General features: G+C 35.5%; 26 protein-coding genes. 19 read left to right on the top strand and 7 right to left on the bottom strand.

Annotated elements, in window-relative coordinates; genetic code table 11:
* Window positions 1-69 precede the first annotated feature (69 nt).
* From NKR74_RS09375 to spoIIP, 3 genes are all read left to right on the top strand, one after another.
* Window positions 70-501, top strand: a complete 432-nt coding sequence (locus NKR74_RS09375; protein WP_253629342.1) for an NfeD family protein — start codon at window positions 70-72, stop codon at window positions 499-501.
* A complete protein-coding gene (locus NKR74_RS09380) occupies window positions 501-1460 on the top strand; it encodes an SPFH domain-containing protein (protein WP_253629343.1) in 960 nt (319 codons plus the stop codon). The genes NKR74_RS09375 and NKR74_RS09380 overlap by 1 nt, the downstream gene beginning before the upstream one ends.
* Window positions 1461-1680: 220 nt before the next feature.
* The gene (gene spoIIP / locus NKR74_RS09385; protein ID WP_253629344.1) at window positions 1681-2826 is read left to right on the top strand and encodes a stage II sporulation protein P; all 1146 of its coding nucleotides are present in this window, start codon (window positions 1681-1683) and stop codon (window positions 2824-2826) included.
* Window positions 2827-3058: 232 nt separating this feature from the next.
* On the opposite strand, the gene NKR74_RS09390 is transcribed toward spoIIP, so the two are convergent.
* Window positions 3059-3520, bottom strand: coding sequence for a DinB family protein (locus tag NKR74_RS09390; protein ID WP_098310854.1), 462 nt, complete (start codon window positions 3518-3520; stop codon window positions 3059-3061).
* 166 nt (window positions 3521-3686) lie between these two features.
* Between NKR74_RS09390 and alr the strand changes: the two genes are divergently transcribed.
* Complete coding sequence (gene alr, locus NKR74_RS09395) at window positions 3687-4862, top strand: alanine racemase (protein ID WP_253629345.1); 1176 nt, start codon at window positions 3687-3689, stop codon at window positions 4860-4862.
* 58 nt (window positions 4863-4920) lie between these two features.
* On the opposite strand, the gene NKR74_RS09400 is transcribed toward alr, so the two are convergent.
* The 3 genes from NKR74_RS09400 to NKR74_RS09410 are packed head-to-tail and all read right to left on the bottom strand — an operon-like array spanning window position 4921 to window position 7144.
* The gene (locus tag NKR74_RS09400; RefSeq protein ID WP_253629346.1) at window positions 4921-5793 is read right to left on the bottom strand and encodes a GNAT family N-acetyltransferase; all 873 of its coding nucleotides are present in this window, start codon (window positions 5791-5793) and stop codon (window positions 4921-4923) included.
* A 4-nt stretch (window positions 5794-5797) separates the two neighbouring features.
* Window positions 5798-6232, bottom strand: a complete 435-nt coding sequence (locus NKR74_RS09405; RefSeq protein WP_098310851.1) for a GNAT family N-acetyltransferase — start codon at window positions 6230-6232, stop codon at window positions 5798-5800.
* Window positions 6233-6268: 36 nt separating this feature from the next.
* Window positions 6269-7144 (bottom strand): phosphotransferase, encoded by an 876-nt coding sequence (locus tag NKR74_RS09410; protein WP_253631119.1) that lies wholly within the window; start codon window positions 7142-7144, stop codon window positions 6269-6271.
* A gap of 293 nt (window positions 7145-7437) precedes the next feature.
* On the opposite strand from NKR74_RS09410, the gene NKR74_RS09415 reads away from it, so the two are divergent.
* The 3 genes from NKR74_RS09415 to NKR74_RS09425 all read left to right on the top strand — a co-directional run bounded on the left by NKR74_RS09415 (window position 7438) and on the right by NKR74_RS09425 (window position 10083).
* The gene (locus tag NKR74_RS09415; RefSeq protein WP_253629347.1) at window positions 7438-7803 is read left to right on the top strand and encodes an ArsR/SmtB family transcription factor; all 366 of its coding nucleotides are present in this window, start codon (window positions 7438-7440) and stop codon (window positions 7801-7803) included.
* Complete coding sequence (locus NKR74_RS09420; RefSeq protein ID WP_098310848.1) at window positions 7793-8233, top strand: DNA mismatch repair protein; 441 nt, start codon at window positions 7793-7795, stop codon at window positions 8231-8233. The genes NKR74_RS09415 and NKR74_RS09420 overlap by 11 nt, the downstream gene beginning before the upstream one ends.
* A gap of 107 nt (window positions 8234-8340) precedes the next feature.
* On the top strand, window positions 8341-10083 hold the full coding sequence (locus NKR74_RS09425; protein ID WP_253629348.1) for a SulP family inorganic anion transporter: 1743 nt from the start codon (window positions 8341-8343) through the stop codon (window positions 10081-10083).
* Window positions 10084-10229: 146 nt separating this feature from the next.
* Here the strand turns inward: NKR74_RS09425 and pdxR are convergent, their stop codons facing one another.
* Window positions 10230-11624: a MocR-like pyridoxine biosynthesis transcription factor PdxR gene (pdxR, locus tag NKR74_RS09430; RefSeq protein ID WP_253629349.1), complete on the bottom strand. Its 1395-nt coding sequence runs from the start codon at window positions 11622-11624 to the stop codon at window positions 10230-10232.
* 129 nt (window positions 11625-11753) lie between these two features.
* Between pdxR and NKR74_RS09435 the strand changes: the two genes are divergently transcribed.
* The 6 genes from NKR74_RS09435 (at window position 11754) to NKR74_RS09460 (ending at window position 14883) form a co-directional block, all read left to right on the top strand.
* The gene (locus NKR74_RS09435) at window positions 11754-12185 is read left to right on the top strand and encodes a GNAT family N-acetyltransferase (RefSeq protein WP_253629350.1); all 432 of its coding nucleotides are present in this window, start codon (window positions 11754-11756) and stop codon (window positions 12183-12185) included.
* Between the two features lie 292 nt (window positions 12186-12477).
* The gene (locus NKR74_RS09440) at window positions 12478-13044 is read left to right on the top strand and encodes a GNAT family N-acetyltransferase (protein WP_253629351.1); all 567 of its coding nucleotides are present in this window, start codon (window positions 12478-12480) and stop codon (window positions 13042-13044) included.
* A complete protein-coding gene (locus NKR74_RS09445; protein WP_253629352.1) occupies window positions 13014-13601 on the top strand; it encodes a 2'-5' RNA ligase family protein in 588 nt (195 codons plus the stop codon). The genes NKR74_RS09440 and NKR74_RS09445 overlap by 31 nt, the downstream gene beginning before the upstream one ends.
* Complete coding sequence (locus NKR74_RS09450; protein WP_253629353.1) at window positions 13598-14083, top strand: GNAT family N-acetyltransferase; 486 nt, start codon at window positions 13598-13600, stop codon at window positions 14081-14083. Before NKR74_RS09445 ends, NKR74_RS09450 begins: the two co-directional genes overlap by 4 nt.
* A gap of 22 nt (window positions 14084-14105) precedes the next feature.
* Window positions 14106-14549, top strand: a complete 444-nt coding sequence (locus NKR74_RS09455; protein ID WP_253629354.1) for a GNAT family N-acetyltransferase — start codon at window positions 14106-14108, stop codon at window positions 14547-14549.
* A 43-nt stretch (window positions 14550-14592) separates the two neighbouring features.
* On the top strand, window positions 14593-14883 hold the full coding sequence (locus NKR74_RS09460) for an antibiotic biosynthesis monooxygenase family protein (protein ID WP_253629355.1): 291 nt from the start codon (window positions 14593-14595) through the stop codon (window positions 14881-14883).
* A gap of 77 nt (window positions 14884-14960) precedes the next feature.
* Here the strand turns inward: NKR74_RS09460 and NKR74_RS09465 are convergent, their stop codons facing one another.
* Window positions 14961-15746 carry a GNAT family N-acetyltransferase gene (locus tag NKR74_RS09465; RefSeq protein WP_098310837.1) on the bottom strand — a complete coding sequence of 262 codons (786 nt, stop codon included), beginning with the start codon at window positions 15744-15746 and terminating at the stop codon, window positions 14961-14963.
* Window positions 15747-15881: 135 nt separating this feature from the next.
* Between NKR74_RS09465 and ytfJ the strand changes: the two genes are divergently transcribed.
* From ytfJ to NKR74_RS09485, 4 genes are all read left to right on the top strand, one after another.
* Window positions 15882-16307, top strand: a complete 426-nt coding sequence (gene ytfJ, locus NKR74_RS09470; RefSeq protein ID WP_098310836.1) for a GerW family sporulation protein — start codon at window positions 15882-15884, stop codon at window positions 16305-16307.
* 161 nt (window positions 16308-16468) lie between these two features.
* Window positions 16469-17245, top strand: coding sequence for an oxalate:formate antiporter (locus tag NKR74_RS09475; RefSeq protein WP_253629356.1), 777 nt, complete (start codon window positions 16469-16471; stop codon window positions 17243-17245).
* Between the two features lie 52 nt (window positions 17246-17297).
* On the top strand, window positions 17298-17618 hold the full coding sequence (locus tag NKR74_RS09480) for a hypothetical protein (protein ID WP_253629357.1): 321 nt from the start codon (window positions 17298-17300) through the stop codon (window positions 17616-17618).
* A 72-nt stretch (window positions 17619-17690) separates the two neighbouring features.
* Window positions 17691-17900: a hypothetical protein gene (locus tag NKR74_RS09485; protein ID WP_141525095.1), complete on the top strand. Its 210-nt coding sequence runs from the start codon at window positions 17691-17693 to the stop codon at window positions 17898-17900.
* Between the two features lie 218 nt (window positions 17901-18118).
* On the opposite strand, the gene NKR74_RS09490 is transcribed toward NKR74_RS09485, so the two are convergent.
* Window positions 18119-18457, bottom strand: coding sequence for a permease (locus NKR74_RS09490; RefSeq protein WP_098310832.1), 339 nt, complete (start codon window positions 18455-18457; stop codon window positions 18119-18121).
* Window positions 18458-18666: 209 nt separating this feature from the next.
* On the opposite strand from NKR74_RS09490, the gene NKR74_RS09495 reads away from it, so the two are divergent.
* Together NKR74_RS09495 and NKR74_RS09500 are read left to right on the top strand one after the other, a co-directional pair.
* Window positions 18667-19347, top strand: a complete 681-nt coding sequence (locus NKR74_RS09495) for a class I SAM-dependent methyltransferase (RefSeq protein WP_253629358.1) — start codon at window positions 18667-18669, stop codon at window positions 19345-19347.
* Window positions 19348-19428: 81 nt separating this feature from the next.
* Window positions 19429-21117 carry a formate--tetrahydrofolate ligase gene (locus tag NKR74_RS09500; protein WP_301287791.1) on the top strand — a complete coding sequence of 563 codons (1689 nt, stop codon included), beginning with the start codon at window positions 19429-19431 and terminating at the stop codon, window positions 21115-21117.
* Window positions 21118-21184 lie beyond the last annotated feature (67 nt).

Here is a 21184-nt window from a genome sequence, read left to right on the forward strand (position 1 = left end):
CGAATAGCGGGATAAAGTTTTCTTTCTCTCATATACATATAAAAAATAGAATGGAAGCGAGGGTTGCACATGGCAGGATGGGTGATTTGGTTTGTCATTGCCGGACTTTTATTTATTGCAGAGATGCTGACTGTTACATTTTACTTATTATGGCTTGGAATAGGTGCAGTGGTCGGAGGTCTAATTGCGCTATTTGTATCAAATTCTTTGCTACTTCAAGTTGTAATAGCATCTATTGTCAGTCTTGTTTTGACAATCTTTACAAAACGTATTTCCAAGAATTTTCGGGAGGCAAAAGGGTATACAGATGCAGTTGATCAACTTGTTGGTAAAAAAGGTATAATAGTGCAAACGATTACAAATGAAGCGAATGGCATTGTGAAAATAGATGGAGATATGTGGACTGCTGTTTCAGATGAACCAATTTTAGATGGAGAAAGCGTTATTGTTGTAAAGAGGAGCAGCACAGTTGTGCATGTGAAAAGGGAGTGTGAACTATAATGGTTGGTTTAATATTATCAATTATTTTAGCATTGATTGTTATTGTATTTATCGTATTAACAATTAAAATTATTCCGCAGCAAAAAGTAGGTGTTATAGAGCGCTTAGGTAAATTCCAGCGTGTGATGCACCCGGGTTTAAATATGCTTATCCCGGTTATTGATCGTGTACGTCTTTATCATGATTTACGTATCCAACAAACAAATGTACCACCACAAACAGTAATTACAAAAGATAACGTACAAGTTGAGATTGATACGATTATTTTCTATCAAATTGTTGACCCAGAGCTGGCGACATATGGTATTTCAAATTATGAATTTGGGGTTCGTAATGTTACATCTGCAACAATGCGGCAAATCATCGGGAAAATGGAGCTTGATGAAACGTTATCTGGTCGTGAAAAAATTTCAACAGAAATTCGTTTAGCACTTGATGAGGCGACAGAAAAATGGGGCGTTCGTATTGAACGTGTTGAAGTTGTAGATATTATTCCACCTAAAGACATACAAGTAGCGATGGAAAAACAAATGAAGGCAGAACGAAATAAACGTGCAATTATTCTCGAAGCAGAAGCAGCAAAACAGGATAAAGTACTTCGCGCGGAAGGGGAGAAACAAAGTAAAATCCTAATGGCTGAAGGTGATAAAGAAGCGCGTATTCGAGAGGCGGAAGGTTTACGACAAGCGAAAGAACTAGAAGCGCAAGGGGAAGCAAAAGCAATTGAAGAAATTGCGAAAGCAGAACAAAAACGTATTCAAATGCTGCGTCAAGCAGGACTTGATGAGCGTATTCTTGCATACCAGTCATTTGAATCATTAACTGAGATTGCAAAAGGACCAGCAAACAAAGTGTTCCTTCCATCAAATGCCGTTGAAACATTAGGAAGTTTAGGAGCAATTGGAGAGCTGTTTAAAGAGAAACAGCTGCCTTCTATAGATACGAAAAAAGAACAATAGAAACGAGGAGGAGAAATGGTTGCCATTTCTCTTTTTTTTGAAGATATATTTGAAGTTGAAGATGTGAGGAGTAGATATATAAAATGAAGCTGAAAATATATATACGAATTAAATAGTAGGTGTATATATTCAAGCTTCAAAACGTGCAGGACATAGTAGTGTAATCAGAATGTATATTGTATAAAGCTTGTACATACCCATGTATAGAAAGGGTGGTACCATGAAAAAGTATTTTATACATTCTCAGTCGCATGGGAAGAAGATTATTATTTTGCTGTGTTCTTATGCATTTTTTATTTTAGTTGCTGCATCTTTGGTCACAACGATGTTACATACAATGAAATCATATTATGTGAGTCAATGGTTTGGAAAAATTTCCATACAAGGATTTATGCAAATGGTTGAAATGGAAAATCATTACTTTTCTTTTGAATATTTTCAAACAAAGAAACGAGAATCAGTAGGAGCGTTATTATTTTCATTAACAACAGATATGCGTTTGCAAGATATTCGAACATTTATGGGAAAAGAAATCCCAGGAATGGCAAATTATTATTCTGACATTCTTGTAGCTGGAGAAGGAACCGATTATACAAATATACCAAATGAATCAAGTGTACCGATAGAAGAAATTACGAAAGAGCGCGAAGTGGCTAAAGAAAAAGTTCAGGAAGCAGAAAAGAATAATCCTGTTCAAAAGAAAGGAAATGCTATAGAGGGAAAAAATGCCGTATTTATTTATCATACGCATAGTTGGGAATCGTTTTTACCGTTATTACCTGGAGCAAAAATTCCAGATGAAGCATCAAGTCCAGATGTAAATGTTTCACTCCTTGGTACGAGATTAAAACAGCAATTAGAAGGACAAGGAATTCCGGCTGTACATGACAAGACAAATATGGGAGACTTATTAGCGCAGAAAAAGATGAAGTGGTATCAGGCTTATAAAGCATCACATGGATATGTAAAAGAAGCGTTAGCTCAAAATAAGCAAATTGTATTTCCGATTGATATTCACCGAGATGATCAGCGTAAGAATGTTACAACAAAAGTGATTAATGGAAAGTCATACGCAAGACTTTATTTCATTATCGGGATGGAAAATGAAGGACGAGAAGAAAATATGAAAATCGCAAACGAAATTAATTCATATTTGGATAGACATTATTATGGACTCAGCCGAGGAATTTTCAAAAAGGACAAAAGTAAAGGAGATGGTACATATAATCAAGATTTATCTTCCAATGCTCTACTTGTAGAAGTTGGTGGTGTTGATAATACGCTAGAAGAATTGTATAACTCTATTGATGTACTAGCAGAAGCGTTTAGCAGGTATTATTGGGATGCGGAGAAAGTGAATTATTAATGAGAAATAAGAGCAATAGAAAGGGACGGAAAACCGTTCCTTTTCTATTTCCTGAAGACAAATGATAGTTGTACTTTATCCCGCATTAACGAGCTCAAGATTGAGAGAGAAGCGAAGAAGATAGGTGGGGGATGAAAAAAACACTGATGGAAGTTTCACTTTATCAACAGCAGCTACTTGTATGAACCTGATTGGCTGCTGTTTTTTGTTGAAATGCAAATGCAGTTTGTTTTCATTCGAATAAAGGAATTAATGGGTCTTTCACATGTTCTGTCAATAAAGTATGTAGCTGTCCGCGATGATGATAAAAATGAGCAACAATTTCAAGTAACCATTCAAAACGAGAATAAGAAACGCCCCAGTAGGAATGTGTGATTTCTTCAAGCTCTGCTATGGAGTATGCTTGAAATGTTTTAGCAAGAAGTTGAAAACCTTCTTTCATTGTCTGTTGAACTTCTGCAAGTGTATGAGGTGTATGTTGTGAGTAAAATTTATTTAGTTCTTCTTTTGATGCTTCATTTAAAATAAGAAGATCGGCATAACAAATAAGAGATAAATGTGTATAAATTTCAAAGAGGGATCGCTTGTTTTTGATAGGGCGATGTTGTAATTCATCGTAAGTAAATTGTTCTAACATCTGTATTGTAGAATCAATCCCAAATTTTAATTGGTGTAGCGTGGCTTGAACAAACATTGTATTTCTCCTCACATCCGTTTATAATAGTGTCTTAAGAGTATTTTATCATATTCAAAATTCTGAAGATTCTTGTAGTTTGACGAAAAAAATGAAAAGTATTATATTGTTAAAGGTCCTACTGAACGATAAATAGAATGGAATTATTGAGTTAGGAGTTAGAATAATGATTTCAAGATATGGAAGAAATACAATTGTTGAAATTAATTTAGATGCTGTAAAACATAATGTAAGAGAATTTAAAAAACGTGTAAACGATGAAAATATTGCAATGATGGCAGCAGTAAAGGCAAATGGATACGGTCATGGTGCGATTGAAATTGCAAAAGCAGCGATTGAAGCTGGAGTAAGTCATTTTGCAGTTGCTTTTATAGATGAAGGAATTGAGCTTCGTGAAGCAGGAATTACTGCACCAATTTTAATTTTAGGTTATACGCCGGAAGAAGCTGTAGCAGATGCAATTGAATACGATATTATGATTACGGTATATCGGACTGAAGATTTAATAAATATTGACCGCATAGCGGAATGTGTTCAAAAGAAGGCACGTATTCAAATTAAAATTGATACAGGTATGAGTAGAATTGGCTTACAAGAAGAAGAAGTGGTACCATTTCTACAGAAATTGAAAGAAATGAAACATGTGAAAGTAGAAGGAATGTTTACACATTACTCGACTGCTGATGAAGTAGATAAAACATATACGTTGATGCAAAAAGATTTATTTGGGAAGGCTGTAAATACTGCAAAAAGTATGGGGATTCATTTGCCTCTTATTCATAGTTCCAATAGCGCAGGAACAATGGAGTTAGATAACGAATTTCAAAACATGGTTCGTGTCGGGATAGGGGTATATGGAATGTATCCTTCAAAAGAAGTGGACCATAAAGCAGTTTCACTTCAATCAATTTTAACGTTAAAGTCAAAAGTAGCTCATGTGAAACACGCGAAAAAAGGAAGAGGCGTAAGTTACGGAAATACGTATGTTGCAACAGGTGATGAGTGGATTGCTACGATTCCAATCGGGTATGCAGATGGATTTAGCCGTCAATTATCAAGTAAAGGATATGCGTTAATCAATGGCGTGAGAGTACCTATTATCGGTCGTGTTTGTATGGATCAACTTATGCTTGATGTAACAAAAGCGATGCCTGTACATGTTGGAGATGAGGTTGTCTTCTATGGTAAGCAAGGTAATGAAGAGATTACAGTAGAAGAGATTGCTGATACGTTAGGGACAATTAACTATGAAGTAACGTGCATGTTAGATCGAAGAATTCCACGTGTATATAAAGAAGATGGTAAAATCGTTGGTATTGTAAATCCATTAAGAAGAAAGTAAAAAAGAAGAATGTTATGCATTCTTCTTTTTTATGTAAATGAAAACGGTTACTTGCGGACTATTTGTTAATTAAATCATAGTAATGATAGCTCGCAGTAATTTCAAAACCACAGTGCTTATAAAGTTGCAAAGCATTCTCATTTTTTGTCTCTACCTCTAGTGTAATGTTTCTTTTTCCTTCTTTTAATAATCGCTGTACAGTAGTTTGTAACATGTTTGTTCCAATTCCTCTTCCTTGATAAGAAGGATCTACAGCAAAGCCAGAGATAGATGTGACCTCTTCTTCATGAGAAACGGTTATCGTTCCTACTACTTCCTGATTGAAAAGAGCCATATAAAGCTGACGGTTAGGTGCTGATATTGTCTTATGTAACCATGTTATATTATCTTGTAAGGAATCGTTAAATGCTTTACTTGCAATTTTAGCGATATTCGGCAATTCCTCAGTAGTAGCTGGTACAAGGTGAATTGTATTTTTTATATTTATAAAAGATGTTGAATCTCGTTTAAATCGCATAGAGTATTCACTAAACAAAATTTGTAATCCAAAAGATTTAGCAAAGGCGTTTCCACTTGTAGAAGTAGCATTTACGATGAATAATAGGTCATTGATGTTACGATTTTTTATTTCGTCAAAAGCTGCATCTAGAAGGTTACTACATATTTTTTGCCTTCGAAATGAAGGATGAACCATTCCTATTAATTCAAGTTTAGTAGGTCTTTCAAATTCGTACATACTTACAAAACCAACTAATTTGTCGTCTTGGTAATAAAGAAAATCATTCACCTGAGCTTCATTTCTTGTTTGGAGTACATCTACATATAAAGAAGGTTTATACTCCAGTCCATCATTACGTTCACAGTATGTTGTAAAATCGATGATTTGTTGTATGTCTTCTGAGGTTAATATATTCTTTTTTTTAATCGTCAAAGAATCACTCTCCATTTGATACTATTAATCTTTTCTGTAAGTAATAGTGTGTATGTCCTTTCGGAAAATCTTCTATAACACCATATACTTCATAGCCATGTTTTTTATAAAATTCCGGTGCCTGAAAGCTAAATGTATCAAGTTTAATAAGATTACAATCGTTTTCTTTCGCTATTCGTTCGGCTTCTAATAGGAGTTTACTGCCATAGCCTTTATGGTGCAGACTATCACTGACCCATAAAATATTGACGTGTAAGCATTGCCAAAATATGACCCCTGTTAAGCCAGCTACTATTTCTTCATTATCATTTTTTAGTGTTAAACAGATATCTTTAACAAGTGATTTCTCACTACCTGAAACTTGCGAATGATTGAATGCGATTAATTGTTTTCTAATATAATCGCTGTCCTCTTGACTCCATTCGTTTTGAATTTGCATAGTGTATTCTCCCCCTTATATTGTGTTATTTGATAATTAAAAGAAAGATGGGTGTTTCATCCACTCGTCTAGGTCCACACTTCCTTGAACAGACAGTAAACGATATAAATATCGATATGGTTCTCTGCATTGTGTCAAGCTTGGAAGAGGGGAGATAGTCTCATAGCCTTTTCGAAATGCTGTAGCTTCAGTTTCTGTAAATAAATATTCTAATCCAATGAAATCGAATTCTCGCGGTGCAATAGCGTAAGCTTCTGTATCTACAAGTCCGGTAATTTTTTGACCATCTGTTAAAAATTGTGTTGGGTCCATGTCGATAAGAACGAATGATGCTTCTTCTGGGGAAGGAAGAGATGCAGTTTGAGAAATAAATTTTTTAAACCTGTTACGAATTTTTTGATTATGTGAGTGAAATCGCTCTATAAGTTCTGTGCTAGTTTGTATCACATGTTGATGAAAGCTATGTAATGGAATTTGATGTGTTCTAGATGGATTACCGACATAGTTTGTTTTGTATTGATGAATTTCAGCTAATCCTTTTCCAAAGTTATGTAGTAAAGAGTCAGGCTGATTGAAGAAGGATTGCAGCATTTTTCCTTCTAGTTTTTCAACGACAATGTACTCTCGATCTAGAACATACTTGCGTAACACTTTAGGAATAGGGAGAGTTGTATAATGCCTGAGTGTATGATTGACCATTTCTAGATTATGAACAGATCGTGGATCAATTCCTAATAGTTGGTTACATCCCCACCAAAAATCATTATTTGGTTCTTCCTCTAATTTAGAAGAGCGAACAATGACTTCTTCATCTTTTGTTTTTACTAACCATACATTACTTGCATGGTCTTCGTAGCCAGGATGTAATTCTTCTATGTGTAAAATAGGGGAAGAAAACATCGTTTGTAGCATCATATCGTATACGGACTCCTTTTTCGGAAGATTCACTCAAAATTATTATATAATATTTATAGGTAAAATAGGGACATTTTAGGTGGATAAGTGACGGCAACAGAATCAAAAAAAGTGCTGTAAACAGATGCAATACATCGTTTACAGCACTTTTTTGATTTTTTGTTAACGTTTTGAAATTTGTATTGATAATTGAAAGTTCTAGAAGTATCATATACATATTCAAACATTTGAAGATGTATATGATACTTCTAGGTTATTTAAAATCAACAATAAGTAATGGAGGTGTTTTAATGGGAGGGGAAATGCAACAATTTAAGGCTGATTTCTTTAAAGCTTTATCACATCCCTTGCGAATTCGTATTCTCGAATTGCTGTCAGAGGGGGAAAAAAGTGTAAATGAAATTCAAAGCACTCTTAATAAGGAAGGCTCCGCGGTTTCTCAACAGTTAAGTGTGTTACGTGCAAAAAATATTGTTGTTGGTACCAAAGATGGAAAACGAGTTTTATATTCTCTTCGAGATCCTATGATTATGAATTTATTGGAAGTTGCACGGAAAATTTTTAATAACCATTTGATTGATACGATTTCAATGTTAGAAGAACTAGACGAAACAGACGGTGAAACGGCAGCCAAGGAGGCACAGATTGAGTATTGAAATTAAGAAAGAAGCTATTATCCAACATGGAATTGAAATACTTCGCTCAATAGGAGCTCATCACGTATGCAATGTTTGTATTAAAAGTGGGAATTCCTGTTGTTTTTCATGCCAACATTTACAAGATGGAGTTGGATGTCAAGAAAGGAATACAGCCTGTACAGCTTGGTTATGTGGGATTCAAAGTTTTTTATTTGATCAAATAGGATTACGGGATGAATGGAATCGTTTTTGGAGCGAAATTCCGGGTCAGATGTTTCGTAGAGATAGTACGCCAAAGAAGGTATCGATTACATCACTTATAGATACGCAGAAGCTAGATAGTCGCAGTGGAGAACTTCTAGCAGAAAGGTTGAAAACCTACGTACAAGAAGGTGGAGATATAGGTAAATTAGAACGTCATTTGAACAAAACGTATAGTAAATATTAGGTTCACGTTCTCTTTAGAAAAAGATAAAATTTGCAATTTGAATTTATTAAAAAAGTTATTCTTTCAGAAAAAGCAAGATTTATTAAGAATAGAAAAGAAGGGTTTATATGAAAGGATTATTTACAGGAAGATTTGAAGGATACTCATTGAGACAGTTTCAAAAGGATCTTCTTTCAGGAACAATTGTCGCAGTTGTTGCGATTCCACTTGCCATGTCTTTTGCTATCGCTTCTGGGGTTAAACCAGAGTATGGGATTTATACAACGTGTATTGCTGGGATCCTCACTTCGCTATTTGGTGGTTCGAAGTATCAAATTGGAGGACCGACAGGTGCTTTTGTTCCGATTCTTTTAGGCATTGTAATTACTTATGGATATGAAAATTTACTACTGGCTGGTTTATTAGCTGGAATTCTCTTATGCCTTATGGGGATTTTTAAACTGGGATCTTTAATTAAGTTTATTCCACGTCCTGTAACAGTTGGTTTTACATCAGGTATTGCTGTTACTATTTTTACGGGACAAATTGCTGGCTTTTTGGGGCTGACAGGTATAAAAAAGCATGAGGAATTTATAGCAAATTTGAAGGAAATCTTTATCCATATTGATACCATCAATTTTTATAGTATTATAACTGCTTTGATTTGCCTTTTTGTTATATTGATAACACCAAAAATTTTACCAAAAGTTCCTGGTTCATTAGTAGGTATTGTTATTTCAACTGTAATTGCAACGGTATTTTTCTCGGGTCATGTACCTACTATCGGTACAGCATATGGTACGATTCCGAATACACTTCCTCAGTTCCATATTCCAGAAATCACATTGGAGCGTATAAAACAGTTAATTGGTCCTGCATTTGTTATTGCCATGTTGGGTAGTATTGAATCTCTTTTATCGGCTGTCGTGGCAGATGGTATGACAAATAGTAAGCACAACAGTAACAAAGAGCTTATCGGTCAAGGAATTGCTAATATTGTTACACCCTTATTCGGAGGAATTCCGGCAACTGGAGCGATTGCCCGAACAGCAACTAATATTAGGAGTGGAGCTACTTCTCCGATGTCAGGTATTATTCATGGGGTGCTTGTCTTATTAACGCTTCTACTGTTAGCTCCATCTGCTTCACATATTCCCCTTGCTAGTATGGCCCCCGTTTTAATGGTAGTAGCTTGGAATATGAGTGAACAAAAACATTTTGCTCACATCCTTAAAATGAAAACAGGAGATTCTCTTGTATTACTTGTAACATTTTTGTTTACTGTATTTACTAGTTTGACAACAGCTGTAGAAATCGGCCTTATTCTAGCTATTATTTTATTTACAAAACGTATGAGTAACATGCTTGTTATATCTAAAGTGCTTCCTGATCATACAAGAAAGAACGAAAAATTGCTGCCACATGTGGTGAATAAAACGCATGACTGTCCGCAAATTAGTATTTATACAATAGAAGGTCCGTTATTCTTTGGAGCTGCTCAAACGTTTGAACAAAACATTTTAGCAACTATTCATTATAAACCAAAAGTTTTAATTTTACGTATGGGAAAAGTTCCTTTTATTGATACAACAGGAGAATCCTATTTTAGGAATATTGTTCATCACTTTAAAAAACAAGGTGGAGTACTTCTTGTTTCAGGAATCCAAGCTGAGTTAAAAGCAACTTTAGATAAAAACGGATTGTATGCTGAAATTGGAGAAAAGAACTTTTTTGAACATACAGGGGAAGCTATTACTTATGCTTTAGAACATTTGGATACACAAAAATGTATAGGTTGTAAACATTTTGCTTTTCATGAATGTACCCAACTTTCTCATCAATCTCAACCAGTGAGTGCATTAGATTATTAAAAAAAACTGTCAGGATATGTAAGAAAACAAGGCCCTTTTATCCTGTAGGACAATAAAGCCCTTATTTTAAGATAATAAGAAATGAAAAAGTGCTGTAAACAGATAAAATATATCGTTTACAGCACTTTTTTTGTTGCTTATGTTACCTAAAACCAAGCTTTCTTTAATAATTGTATAGCACAGAGAATGTCGTTTGCTGATAACCCTCCGAACCCCATCAATACGTAAGATTCCTTCTGTAAGGCATCTTCTGCATCATATAGAGAAAGAGGATATACTTTGACACCATTTTCAGCTGCCTTATCGATAAGCTCATGTTCATTCATTCCGTTATGAACATGTAATACAATATGAAGTCCAGACTGGGAACCTATGATATCGACGAGCGGGCCCATTTCTTGTTGAATTGTATGTACTAGTAAGTGATGTTTCTTTTTGTATATAGTGCGAATTCGATTCAAGTGTCGATTCCAATAACCTTCTCTCATAAATGTTGCAAATGTGAGCTGTTGTATTTTTGAGACGGTTTGCTTGAAGATGATACCATCATGTTGATAAGTTTTTAGCAAAGTTTGTGGAAGAACCATATAACTCATTCGGAGTGAAGGCAAAAATGACTTAGAAAATGTTCCCATATAAATGACACGTCCATTTGTATCTAATCCTTGTAAGGAAGGGATAGGTTTTCCTGTGTAACGAAATTCACCGTCATAATCATCTTCTATAATATAGCTATCATTTTCACTTGCCCATTTTAGCAGCTCCATTCGGCGAGAAAGAGGCATAATCATCCCGTATGGAAATTGATGAGAAGGTGTTACATATACGACATTAGCATCACTTTTATATAAAGAGGAAATATGAATCCCTTTTTCATCTAAAAATACCGGCTGTATATGTAAGCCGCAACTTTGCATGACAGCTCTTACGCGATGAAACCCTGGATTTTCCATTGCATATCTATACTCATTCCCAAGCAATTGCAAAAGTAACCAAAGAAGAGGCTGTGTACCTGCTCCGATGATAATTTGTTCTGGAGTAGAGTGAACACCACGCGCTTGATAGAGATAGCGAGAGATTTCAGAGCGAAGCTGCCATTCACCTTGTGAGTCTTCTTTTGTAAATAAGTCATTCTCATATTCTAGGAGACAATTACTCGTTATTTTTTTCCAAGTAGACAACGGGAAGGAGTCTATATCAATGCTCCCATGACTGAAATCATAACGTAAATTTTCCTGAACAGGTTTCTCTTTATATGCAATATTTTTATTGCTTGTTGTCTGGATCATATCGTAATCTGCATCAGCAACAAATAAACCTCTTTTTTGTTTACTTTCTACATACCCTTCAGCTATTAATTGCTGATATGCATATTCAACTGTATTACGGCTTACACCAAGCTGCAAAGATAAATTGCGGTGAGATGGCAGACGACTACCAACCTCAATACTTCCTTGTAAGATTTCTTGTTTTATATAGTTATAAATTTGTATGTAAAGCGGTATCTTACTTTCTGAATTTAATGGGATGATAAGTTCCATTGTCATCTTCCTTTCAAACTGTCCCTATAAAAAAGAATAAAACTGCCACTTACAAAAGGGGCATGTGCTTTTTATAATAACAATCATAAAACATTTTGAATTTTTTATAAATAATTGGAGGGAAAGAATATGAATACATGTGTGCAAGAGGTAAAAACAGAGCAAGAATTTTGTAAGGTGTTACCGGTATTACAGCAGTTGAGGCTCACACTTTCTCAAGAAGAAGCATTTTCTCTTTTAGGAAGAATGAGAGAAGAAAATTATCGTTTATTTGCTTTATATAATAGTGAGGGAGAAGTAGTGAGTTTAGCAGGAACGGCAATTTGTACAAATTTTTATAATAAGAAACATGTCTTTGTATATGATCTTGTTACAGCAGAGGCACATCGTTCAAAAGGATATGGAGAGACACTGCTGTCGTATATTGAGGGGTGGGGCAAAGAAAATGATTGTACTTGTGTCGTATTAACTTCGGCCTTTCCAAGAATAGATGCGCACCGTTTTTATGAACGCGAAGGGTATGAAAAGGTGAGTTATTCGTTTTGGAAAGAAATAAAATAAAGCAGATAGTCTTAAAATATATATAAGGGCAGTTAATTACCGAAAAATAAAGCCTGTGTCTACGATTACTTAGTAATCAAAGATAAAGGCTATTTTTATTGTGTGCTCCTTATGTTTGTTTTGATTTTTCAGAAAAAACATTATAATAAATAAAACTAATAAAAAAATATAGTGTCTTTCTAGTTCGTTTAGCAGTAGACAAGAAAGGTTCATACAATCTCTGCTGTGCAGATTACACGGTATATTGCTACATGGTAATTGGAAGATAAGGAGACATATATAGGAGGAATTTATGAAACAACTTTATGTAAAAGGGGAAAAAATAGCTATTAGAATGATAGAAGGCGAGGATCTATATCCACTTTGGCAAGAAATATATAAAGAAGAAAAACCAGAATGGAAAAAGTGGGACGCGCCGTATTTTCCTTTTGTAAGACAAGAGTTTCCAATATTTCAGGAAAGAATTCGCTCTAAGCTCGAGAAAGATCCATATTCACAGCTTATCATCGAAAAAGAAGGCGAAATCATTGGGATTGTAACGTATTATTGGGAACACGAGCCATCACGCTGGTTAGAAATAGGCATTACAATTTATAATCCGGCGTATTGGAGCGGTGGATATGGAACAGACGCATTACGTTTATATGTAGACGTCTTATTCCAACATTTGCGTATTGCGCGTGTAGGCTTGACAACATGGTCGGGAAATAGGCGCATGATGAAGGTTGCTGAGAAGCTTGGCATGCAATTAGAGGGAAGAATGAGAAAATGCCGTTATTATAATGGAGAATATTATGATTCGATTCGGATGGGGATGATCCGTGAGGAATGGGAAGAAATGAAAGCAGCGAGGGGATGAGCCGTTTGTACGCAGTTATTGTAACGTTTGATGAAATATTTGCAGCACATATAAAAAAGAAATGGGATGAATTAAGTGATTTGTCATCTTATATAAACAACATTGAGGGACTGGAACCACATATTACATTAGCAGACTATAAATATTTAGATGTCAAAATATTCAAGCGAGAGCTGCATCAGTTTGCAAAGTGTATGAGTACTATTGAAATCGAATTTTCTCATATAGGGAGTTTTCCGGTAAATGGAACAGTCTTTTATGCTCCGACGATAACAGAAAATCTGAAACAGTTTCATACAAACTATCATAAATATTTTAGTCGTTTCCAAGATAATACAGATTCCTATTATGTACCAGATAAATGGGTTCCACATTGTACAGTAGCAAGTAGACTAACGAAAATACAGTTAGGACAAGTTTTTCAACATGTATGTGAGAGCTTTGAAGTGATGCGAGCGGTAATAAATCGTATCAAGTTAATCCAAGTTGTATATGGAGATGGAATGTGTGTGAAGTGTAACACATTAGCAGATTATAGATTGGAGGAGTCTCTATGAACTTTGTTATTCGTGAAATGAAAGAAGAAGATATTCCATCTGTACAACATGTGGCCAAGACTTCTTGGAACGATACATATACAGGTATTATTCCGATATCAGTGCAAGAGAGGTTTTTACAGCATGCTTATTCTTATGACATGATGAAGCATCGTTTACAACATTCACACTTGTTTGTGGGAGAGGTAGATGGGGAAATTGTTGGATTTGCAAATTTCTCACCGATAAAGTATCAAAATGAAACAGAGTTAGGGGCAATTTACCTATTGCCTGAATACCAAGGTAATGGTATAGGAACAGCGTTATTACGTAAAGGAATTACAATATTAGAAGGTGTCAAGAAGATATATATTAACGTAGAATCAGAGAATAAAAAGGGAAAAGCATTTTATAATGCAAAAGGGTTTGCAGTGGTAGATGCGTTCGAAGAAGATTTTGATGGTTATATGCTCAAAACATTAAGGATGGTATTACATGTTTAGTAGGGGGGAGAAAGAGGTTCTTATGATACAAAGAGCAACTGAAAGCGATACAGGAAAAATTTTAGCTCATGCTGCCGAGTCTTTATATGAAGGGACTATGAAAACGAGTAAGCTGAGCCAAGAGAAAGTACTAGAAATTACAGCGCCCCTTTTAGAAAAAGGAGCATTCTATCTTGTTGTAAAACAGGGTGATATTTTGAATGGATGGATATTAATTGGGAGTAATAAAGACTATTTTTCTGGAGAAGAACTAGGCTTCATTTATGAATTGTATGTGTTGCCTTCTTATCGTGGAAAAGGTCTTTCACGCCAACTTATGAGAGCAGCAATTGATGAACTAAATAAGCTAGGCTATTTGGAAATTCGTTTGAACGTGTTTGCAGGGAATTTTGCAAAAGAGTTGTATAAAGAGATGGGATTCGTTGAGCGGCAAATTGTTATGAGCTTGAAGCGTGAGAGTATGTAATTTGTGAATTCTAGTGTGTAATAAAAAGTTAGGAGATGAGACAATGATATTAGAAGCAGCGATGCTCCAAGTGAAGTGCGGGTTGGAAAATGAATTTGAAAATGCATTTCAAGAGGCTTCTACCATTATTTCCTCAATGAAAGGCTATCAAGGTCATACGCTTCATAAATGTATAGAAACTGAAGGGAAATATCTTCTGTTAGTTAACTGGGAGACGTTAGAAGATCATACGGAAGGATTTCGAAAATCGAGTGAGTATGAAGAATGGAAAAAGAGATTGCATCATTTTTATGAACCCTTTCCGATTGTAGAGCATTTTCAGTATATAGAATGAGATAGGGTTTAACCTCAATAAAAAGAAGTTGCCATCAATAGGGAATGAAGATATCCTATGCTGATGGCAACTTCTTTTTAGCGATACATTGTCCAAGTTCCAATATCCTTAAAGCCTAATCGTTTATAAATCCGTCCAGCAGCAGGGTTACTGTAAAATAAACAAAGTGTTCTTCCTTCGGCGATAAAATCTTGAATCATTTTACTTATGATTTGAGAAGCATACCCTTTTCCGCGGTGATTTGAGTGTGTACATACACCTACAACCATAGCAGATAATGAATTTTCTGCAGATGTGGACGCGCACGCGATAATTTTTCCGTTTTCTTCTATATAATATGTCCGTCCGGTGTTTGTTTCAATTGCTTGGCGAAGGAGTTTACCTGCGCTGTCTGCTATCTTAAATTCTGTAATTTGTTTTCGTAAATGTATAATACGATCCACATCTTTAACCGTTGCCATTTTTATATTTTCTTTGTTTATATCTTTTACTAACTGTTTCTCGGTTGTACATTCACAAAAGTATGTCTGCAGTTTTTTACCAAGGTTTAGGTTATCGAGATTTTCAAACTGTTCTACGACCTCTGATTTTCCAGAGAGTTTAATGTAGTCATGGTTAGTAAATTGATCAATAAATGCTTCTGGCTGGAATGAAGCCTCAGCATAGGCAATAAAGGAATCATGGAATCTCAATAGAACAGCTTGTAATTCATTTTCTATCGTAAACTGTCCCCATAGTTCTTGAAAATCTTGATCATATCCAAATGCCTCAATATCACCAATTAAGAATAGGTTGAATGCAGCTTCTTTCTTTAAAAAAGAAAGTACTTGTTCATGGTCTTGTTCGGTTAGTTTTCGAATCATTTTTGCTGAAACTCCTTTTATTTGTATTTTCTAAATATTAGTACTTATAATTTTGGAAATCAATAAAAAATTTTATGTTTAGTTCACAATGTTTAGGAAAAACTAGGAAGGATATGAAAAAGGAGGTTATGAACGGTGGATCATCCAATTCAAGGGCTGATGAAAGCAGCTATGGAAAATTTAAAAGAAATGGTTGACGTGAATACGATTGTTGGTGAACCTGTTCAAACAGCAGATGGCGGTGTTGTTTTAACTGTTTCAAAAGTAGCATTTGGTTTTGGTGCAGGTGGATCAGATTTTTCCACAAATGACGTGCAAAAGTCACAAAGTCATCCCGCATTTGGTGGTGGTAGTGCGGGGGGAGTTTCTATTACACCGGTGGCCTTTCTTGTTGTGAATAAGGATGGTGTAAATATTCTTCATTTGCAAAATGCAACGCACTTGGCAGAGAAGGTAATCGAACTTGCGCCGCAAACAATTGATAAGATTCAGTCGATCTTTCAAAATAATAAAAAACAGGATAGCTCTCATTATCCACAAAATCCAGATGAAATTGCATGAAAAATGCCTGTTTATAAGCAGGCATTTTTTCTTGTAATAGTGATGTAATAAAACTCATAAAAATGTAAATAGTTTTTATAGTTTTTTCTATGTTTCTAAAAATTTTCGTGATAAAATATCCTATAGTATTGAAACATATAAAACGAAGGTGGCTAGGTGCTTTGTCTGGAGGATCTGACCAAATCAAGAATATGATTTATATTAATGGTAATCGTCGCAATCATTGTTTTATCACATCTGGAATTACGTTTGAGGAATTTGCAAGCAATATTCCTTCGCCGCTTCATCAAGTCCTGCTTTTAAAGCATAGTTTTGAATGGACTGATCTTCATTATCATACTTTATTTGAATATGCAGAAGAAGAGAACATACATAAATTAATTGCGGCAGATGTGGATGAGTTTGAAGAATTTTGCTGGGTTGATTTTGATGATGTGAATGACTTGGATGAATTGGAGCCAAAAGAAATTGCAGAATTACTCTATTTGGCACACAAAAAGGAACCGCTCGGGAAGGCTTTTTTCCCACTTTTGAAAAATAGATTCGTTTATCTTTCTCATGATGATGGCTGGTACAATAAGGTATATTACCGAAGAATGCCGGACTTTGTCGGAATGCTTAGTAAGGTGATTCCTTATAAGCTTGGCTCATTTGGAAAAAAACGATTCGCATTCTTTCAAAAATCAAAAATTTATCCAGCGATTTCAAAAGAGGTCATTCTCAAACTTCTGCCATTTATGGAAGATGGCTTATATTTGGACTTAGCAGGAAAATTAGAATCAAGACGTGGCTTAGAGATTCCTGTTTATGTTATCGGTTCGTATGAAAGTACAAATGAAGTTTTAGACAGTTTAGAAGATTTGAAAAGCGAAGCTTCTGAAACAGGATGGCTTATCTTTGATAAGAAAGAACAAGAGTGGCAGTGGATAATGGACTAAGGGAACTTGACGATAGAAGTCAAGTTTTCTTTCTTTTTGGAAAGGAGATAAAATGGGGAAGACTTTCACAATAATAAGCATTAGTAGTATTATATTTGTAGCAATTTTATTATTAACTTGTCCGAAGGAAGCGGACTTTCAAAAACATTTAGCAGATGAATATTCAATTGTGTGTAATGAAGTGAGTTTTAGTTGTACACAGCAAAAAGATAATAAAGAAGAGAAACTGGAGTTTGTTGGTAGTAATGTTCGAAACGGCGTATTCTTTATGAAAATAGAACAAACCTTTCAAACAGAAACAGGAAAAAAGAAGACGTATAGTGCCATTGGAATATTGGGGATGTTCCTCTTTTCCTCTGAAAAGACTTTCTAATGTTTAGAAGGTCTTTTTTTTATATTCTCTCTCATATAGTTATGGTAAGACAGGCTTGGGGAGGAGATTATTTTGAAAAAGACTTGTATGGTTTGCGGAGGAGAAGAATTTTTTTCTTCCACCTTATATGCACGTACAAAACAAGACTGGGCGTATGCGCCGAATATGTATCGCTTTGAAAAAGTATTTATTGAACAGCGAGATGAGGAGAACTATCCTGTGTTTCAAGAAATTACTGCTTATCATTGCAGTGGTTGCGGTTATGTGATGTTATTTCGTTAATAAGCAAAGGGATACAACAAATGCATCCATTGTTGAATGGATGCATTTTGCATTTTAGTTCTTTATTCCGCTACTTTTGGGCAGTAAGACCCCTCACCCCAAAACGAAGAAGATAGGTCGGCAATAACTGTTGGTATGCGCCTGATTGGTTTAACTAACCATCAGTGGGGGATGAAGTCTTCCACTGATGGAATTTTCACTTTATAAGAAAGCGCCTTTTAAAAGGCTGATAAGAAGAGAGGATATAATAAACTGAAAAGCAGAGAAAATCCTCCAAAGCCAATAGCTGTATATCCAAGTGTTTTTGCTTCATAACGAACAGCGAGAAGCCCAATTAAGATGGAAAGAGATCCAAATGTAATAGGATAGAAAGCAATTGAAAATAAAGAGATAAATAATGCGATGTACCCAACAATTGTACCAATGTCTGTTCTGTCTTCTTCTTTATGGATTTCTTTACGACGACGCCTAATTGGAAGACGCTGAGGGGTAATTTCTACCGCATATTCTTCTTGTTTTTCTCCGCTTTTTAAATGATGCGTTCGTTTTTTTGGCAATGAATAGCCCTCTCTTTCGATTTAGGGTATGTTTAGTATTTTTTATAAAGAAAAAAAACATGTCTGTTATTTATATCCAAACAAATAAAAATGGAGAAAGTGATTGCCCGTTGCTATGTTATCCATCTCTCCTTAAGAATAAACAGGAATAATGTAAAATGATGTAGAATGACTTTTAGATAGATGAAAAATGTAAAGGTGGGACAATAATGACAAAATTTAATTGGCATGAAGCAGCGCAGCAGAAATGGGATAATAATGCTGATTTTTGGAATCAAAATAGTCAAGAAATGTGGGATAGTGGCAGCCGTAGTGCAATTATTCCATTTTTCCAAAAATACATACGAAACGGGGCAACTGTTCTTGATGTAGGGTGCGGAGATGGATATGGAACATACAAATTAAATAAAGCAGGTTACAAAGCATGTGGTATTGATTTATCAGAGCAAATGATTGAAAAAGGAAAAGAGCGCGGTGAGAGTCCTAATTTATCGTTTATAGTAGGAGATCTTACTTCATTACCGTTTCAAGATGAGGAGTTTGCATCAGTTTTAGCAGTAAATTCATTAGAATGGACGGAAGCGCCACTTCAAGCCCTGCAAGAAATAAAGCGAGTATTAGCGCCAGAAGGTTTTGCATGTATTGCCATTTTAGGACCAACAGCAAAACCACGTGAAAATAGCTATCCACGTCTATATGGAAAAGATGTCATTTGTAATACGATGATGCCGTGGGAATTTCAAAAGCTTGCACAGGAACAAGGATTCAATTTGATAGATGGAATGGGCGTATATAAGCGTGGTGTAAACGAAAAGATGATTGGACAACTTCCGCTTGAATTGCAGCAAGCTTTAACATTTATGTGGGTATTTATGCTTCAAAAGAAGTAACTTATAGGAGGATTATAAGTGCAGAAAATACAAAAAACTGATACAATATTTTCAGAAACAATTAAAGGGGGACTAGGGAATATGACAGCAACTACTACAGTAAAATCTGATATTGAAATTGCACAAGAAGCAAGCATGAAGAGAATCCAAGAGATTGCATCAGAATTAAACATTTTAGAAGAAGAATTAGAGCCGTACGGTCATTATAAAGGGAAGTTATCTCTTGATATTTTTAAGCGCTTACAAGGAAAAGAAGATGGAAAAATTGTTTTAGTTACAGCGATTAACCCTACTCCAGCAGGGGAAGGGAAATCAACTGTAACAGTTGGTTTAGGGCAAGCTTTCAATAAAATTGGTAAAAAAGCAGTTATTGCGCTTCGTGAACCATCTCTTGGACCAACTATGGGATTAAAAGGTGGTGCAGCGGGCGGTGGTTACTCGCAAGTCGTACCAATGGAAGACATTAACCTTCACTTTACAGGGGATATTCATGCGATTACAACTGCAAATAATGCACTTGCAGCATTTATCGATAATCATATTCAACAAGGAAATGACCTTCGCATCGATACACGTAAAATTGTATGGAAGCGCTGTGTAGATTTAAATGACCGTGCGCTTCGCAATGTTGTAATTGGTCTAGGTGGACCAGTACAAGGTGTACCGCGTGAAGATGGTTTTGATATTACAGTTGCATCTGAAATTATGGCTGTATTCTGTCTAGCGACAGATGTACAAGACTTAAAAGTACGTTTAGCTCGTATTGTTGTAGCCTACAATATGGATAATGAGCCTGTAACAGTAAAAGATTTAGGTGTAGAAGGTGCATTAACACTTTTATTAAAAGATGCATTAAAGCCAAACTTAGTACAAACGTTAGAAAATACACCAGCAATTATTCATGGTGGACCATTTGCCAACATCGCACACGGTTGTAACAGTGTAATCGCAACGACAATGGCAGCTAAACTTGGTGATTATGTGATTACGGAATCTGGTTTTGGTGCAGATTTAGGTGCTGAAAAATTTTTAGACATTAAAGCGCGTGCAGCAGGTATTAAACCAGAAGCAGTTGTCATTGTTGCGACAATTCGTGCCCTTAAAATGCATGGCGGCGTAGCGAAAGACGAGTTAAAAGAAGAAAATGTTGATGCGTTAGCAAAAGGTATGGAAAACTTACAAAAACACGTTGAAACCATTCAAGAATTTGGTGTTCCGTTTGTTATTGCAATCAACAAATTTATTACAGATACAGTTGCTGAAGTAGAGTACTTACAAAATTGGTGCGGTGAGCGCGGTTACGAAGTATCATTAACAGAAGTATGGGAAAAAGGTGGCCAAGGCGGTGTTGACCTAGCAGAGAAGGTATTAAAAGTAATTGAAAAAGGTGAAAACAAATACGCACCTTTATATGATTTAGAACTTCCATTAGAAGAAAAAATTCGTACAATCGCTCAAAAAGTATACGGTGCAAAAGATATTGAATTTGCACCAAAAGCTCGCAAGCAATTAACGCAATTTGCGGGAGAAGGATGGGGAAACTTGCCAATTTGTATGGCAAAAACACAGTACTCTCTTTCTGACGATGCGACAAAACTAGGGCGCCCAACTGACTTTGTTGTAACAATTCGTGAGTTAAAACCATCTATTGGTGCTGGATTTATCGTAGCGTTAACAGGAACAATGCTAACAATGCCAGGACTTCCAAAGAAACCAGCTGCTCTTCAAATGGACGTAAATGAAGATGGAAAAGCAGTAGGTTTATTCTAAAAGGTTGTATTTCTTCTCTTTTATCGGTAAACTATACGTACATCACGTGGCGCCTTTCGATGGAAAG

Source organism: Bacillus sp. 3103sda1, assembly GCF_024159135.1.
In the GTDB taxonomy this organism is placed as follows: Bacteria; Bacillota; Bacilli; order Bacillales; family Bacillaceae_G; genus Bacillus_A; species Bacillus_A rhizoplanae.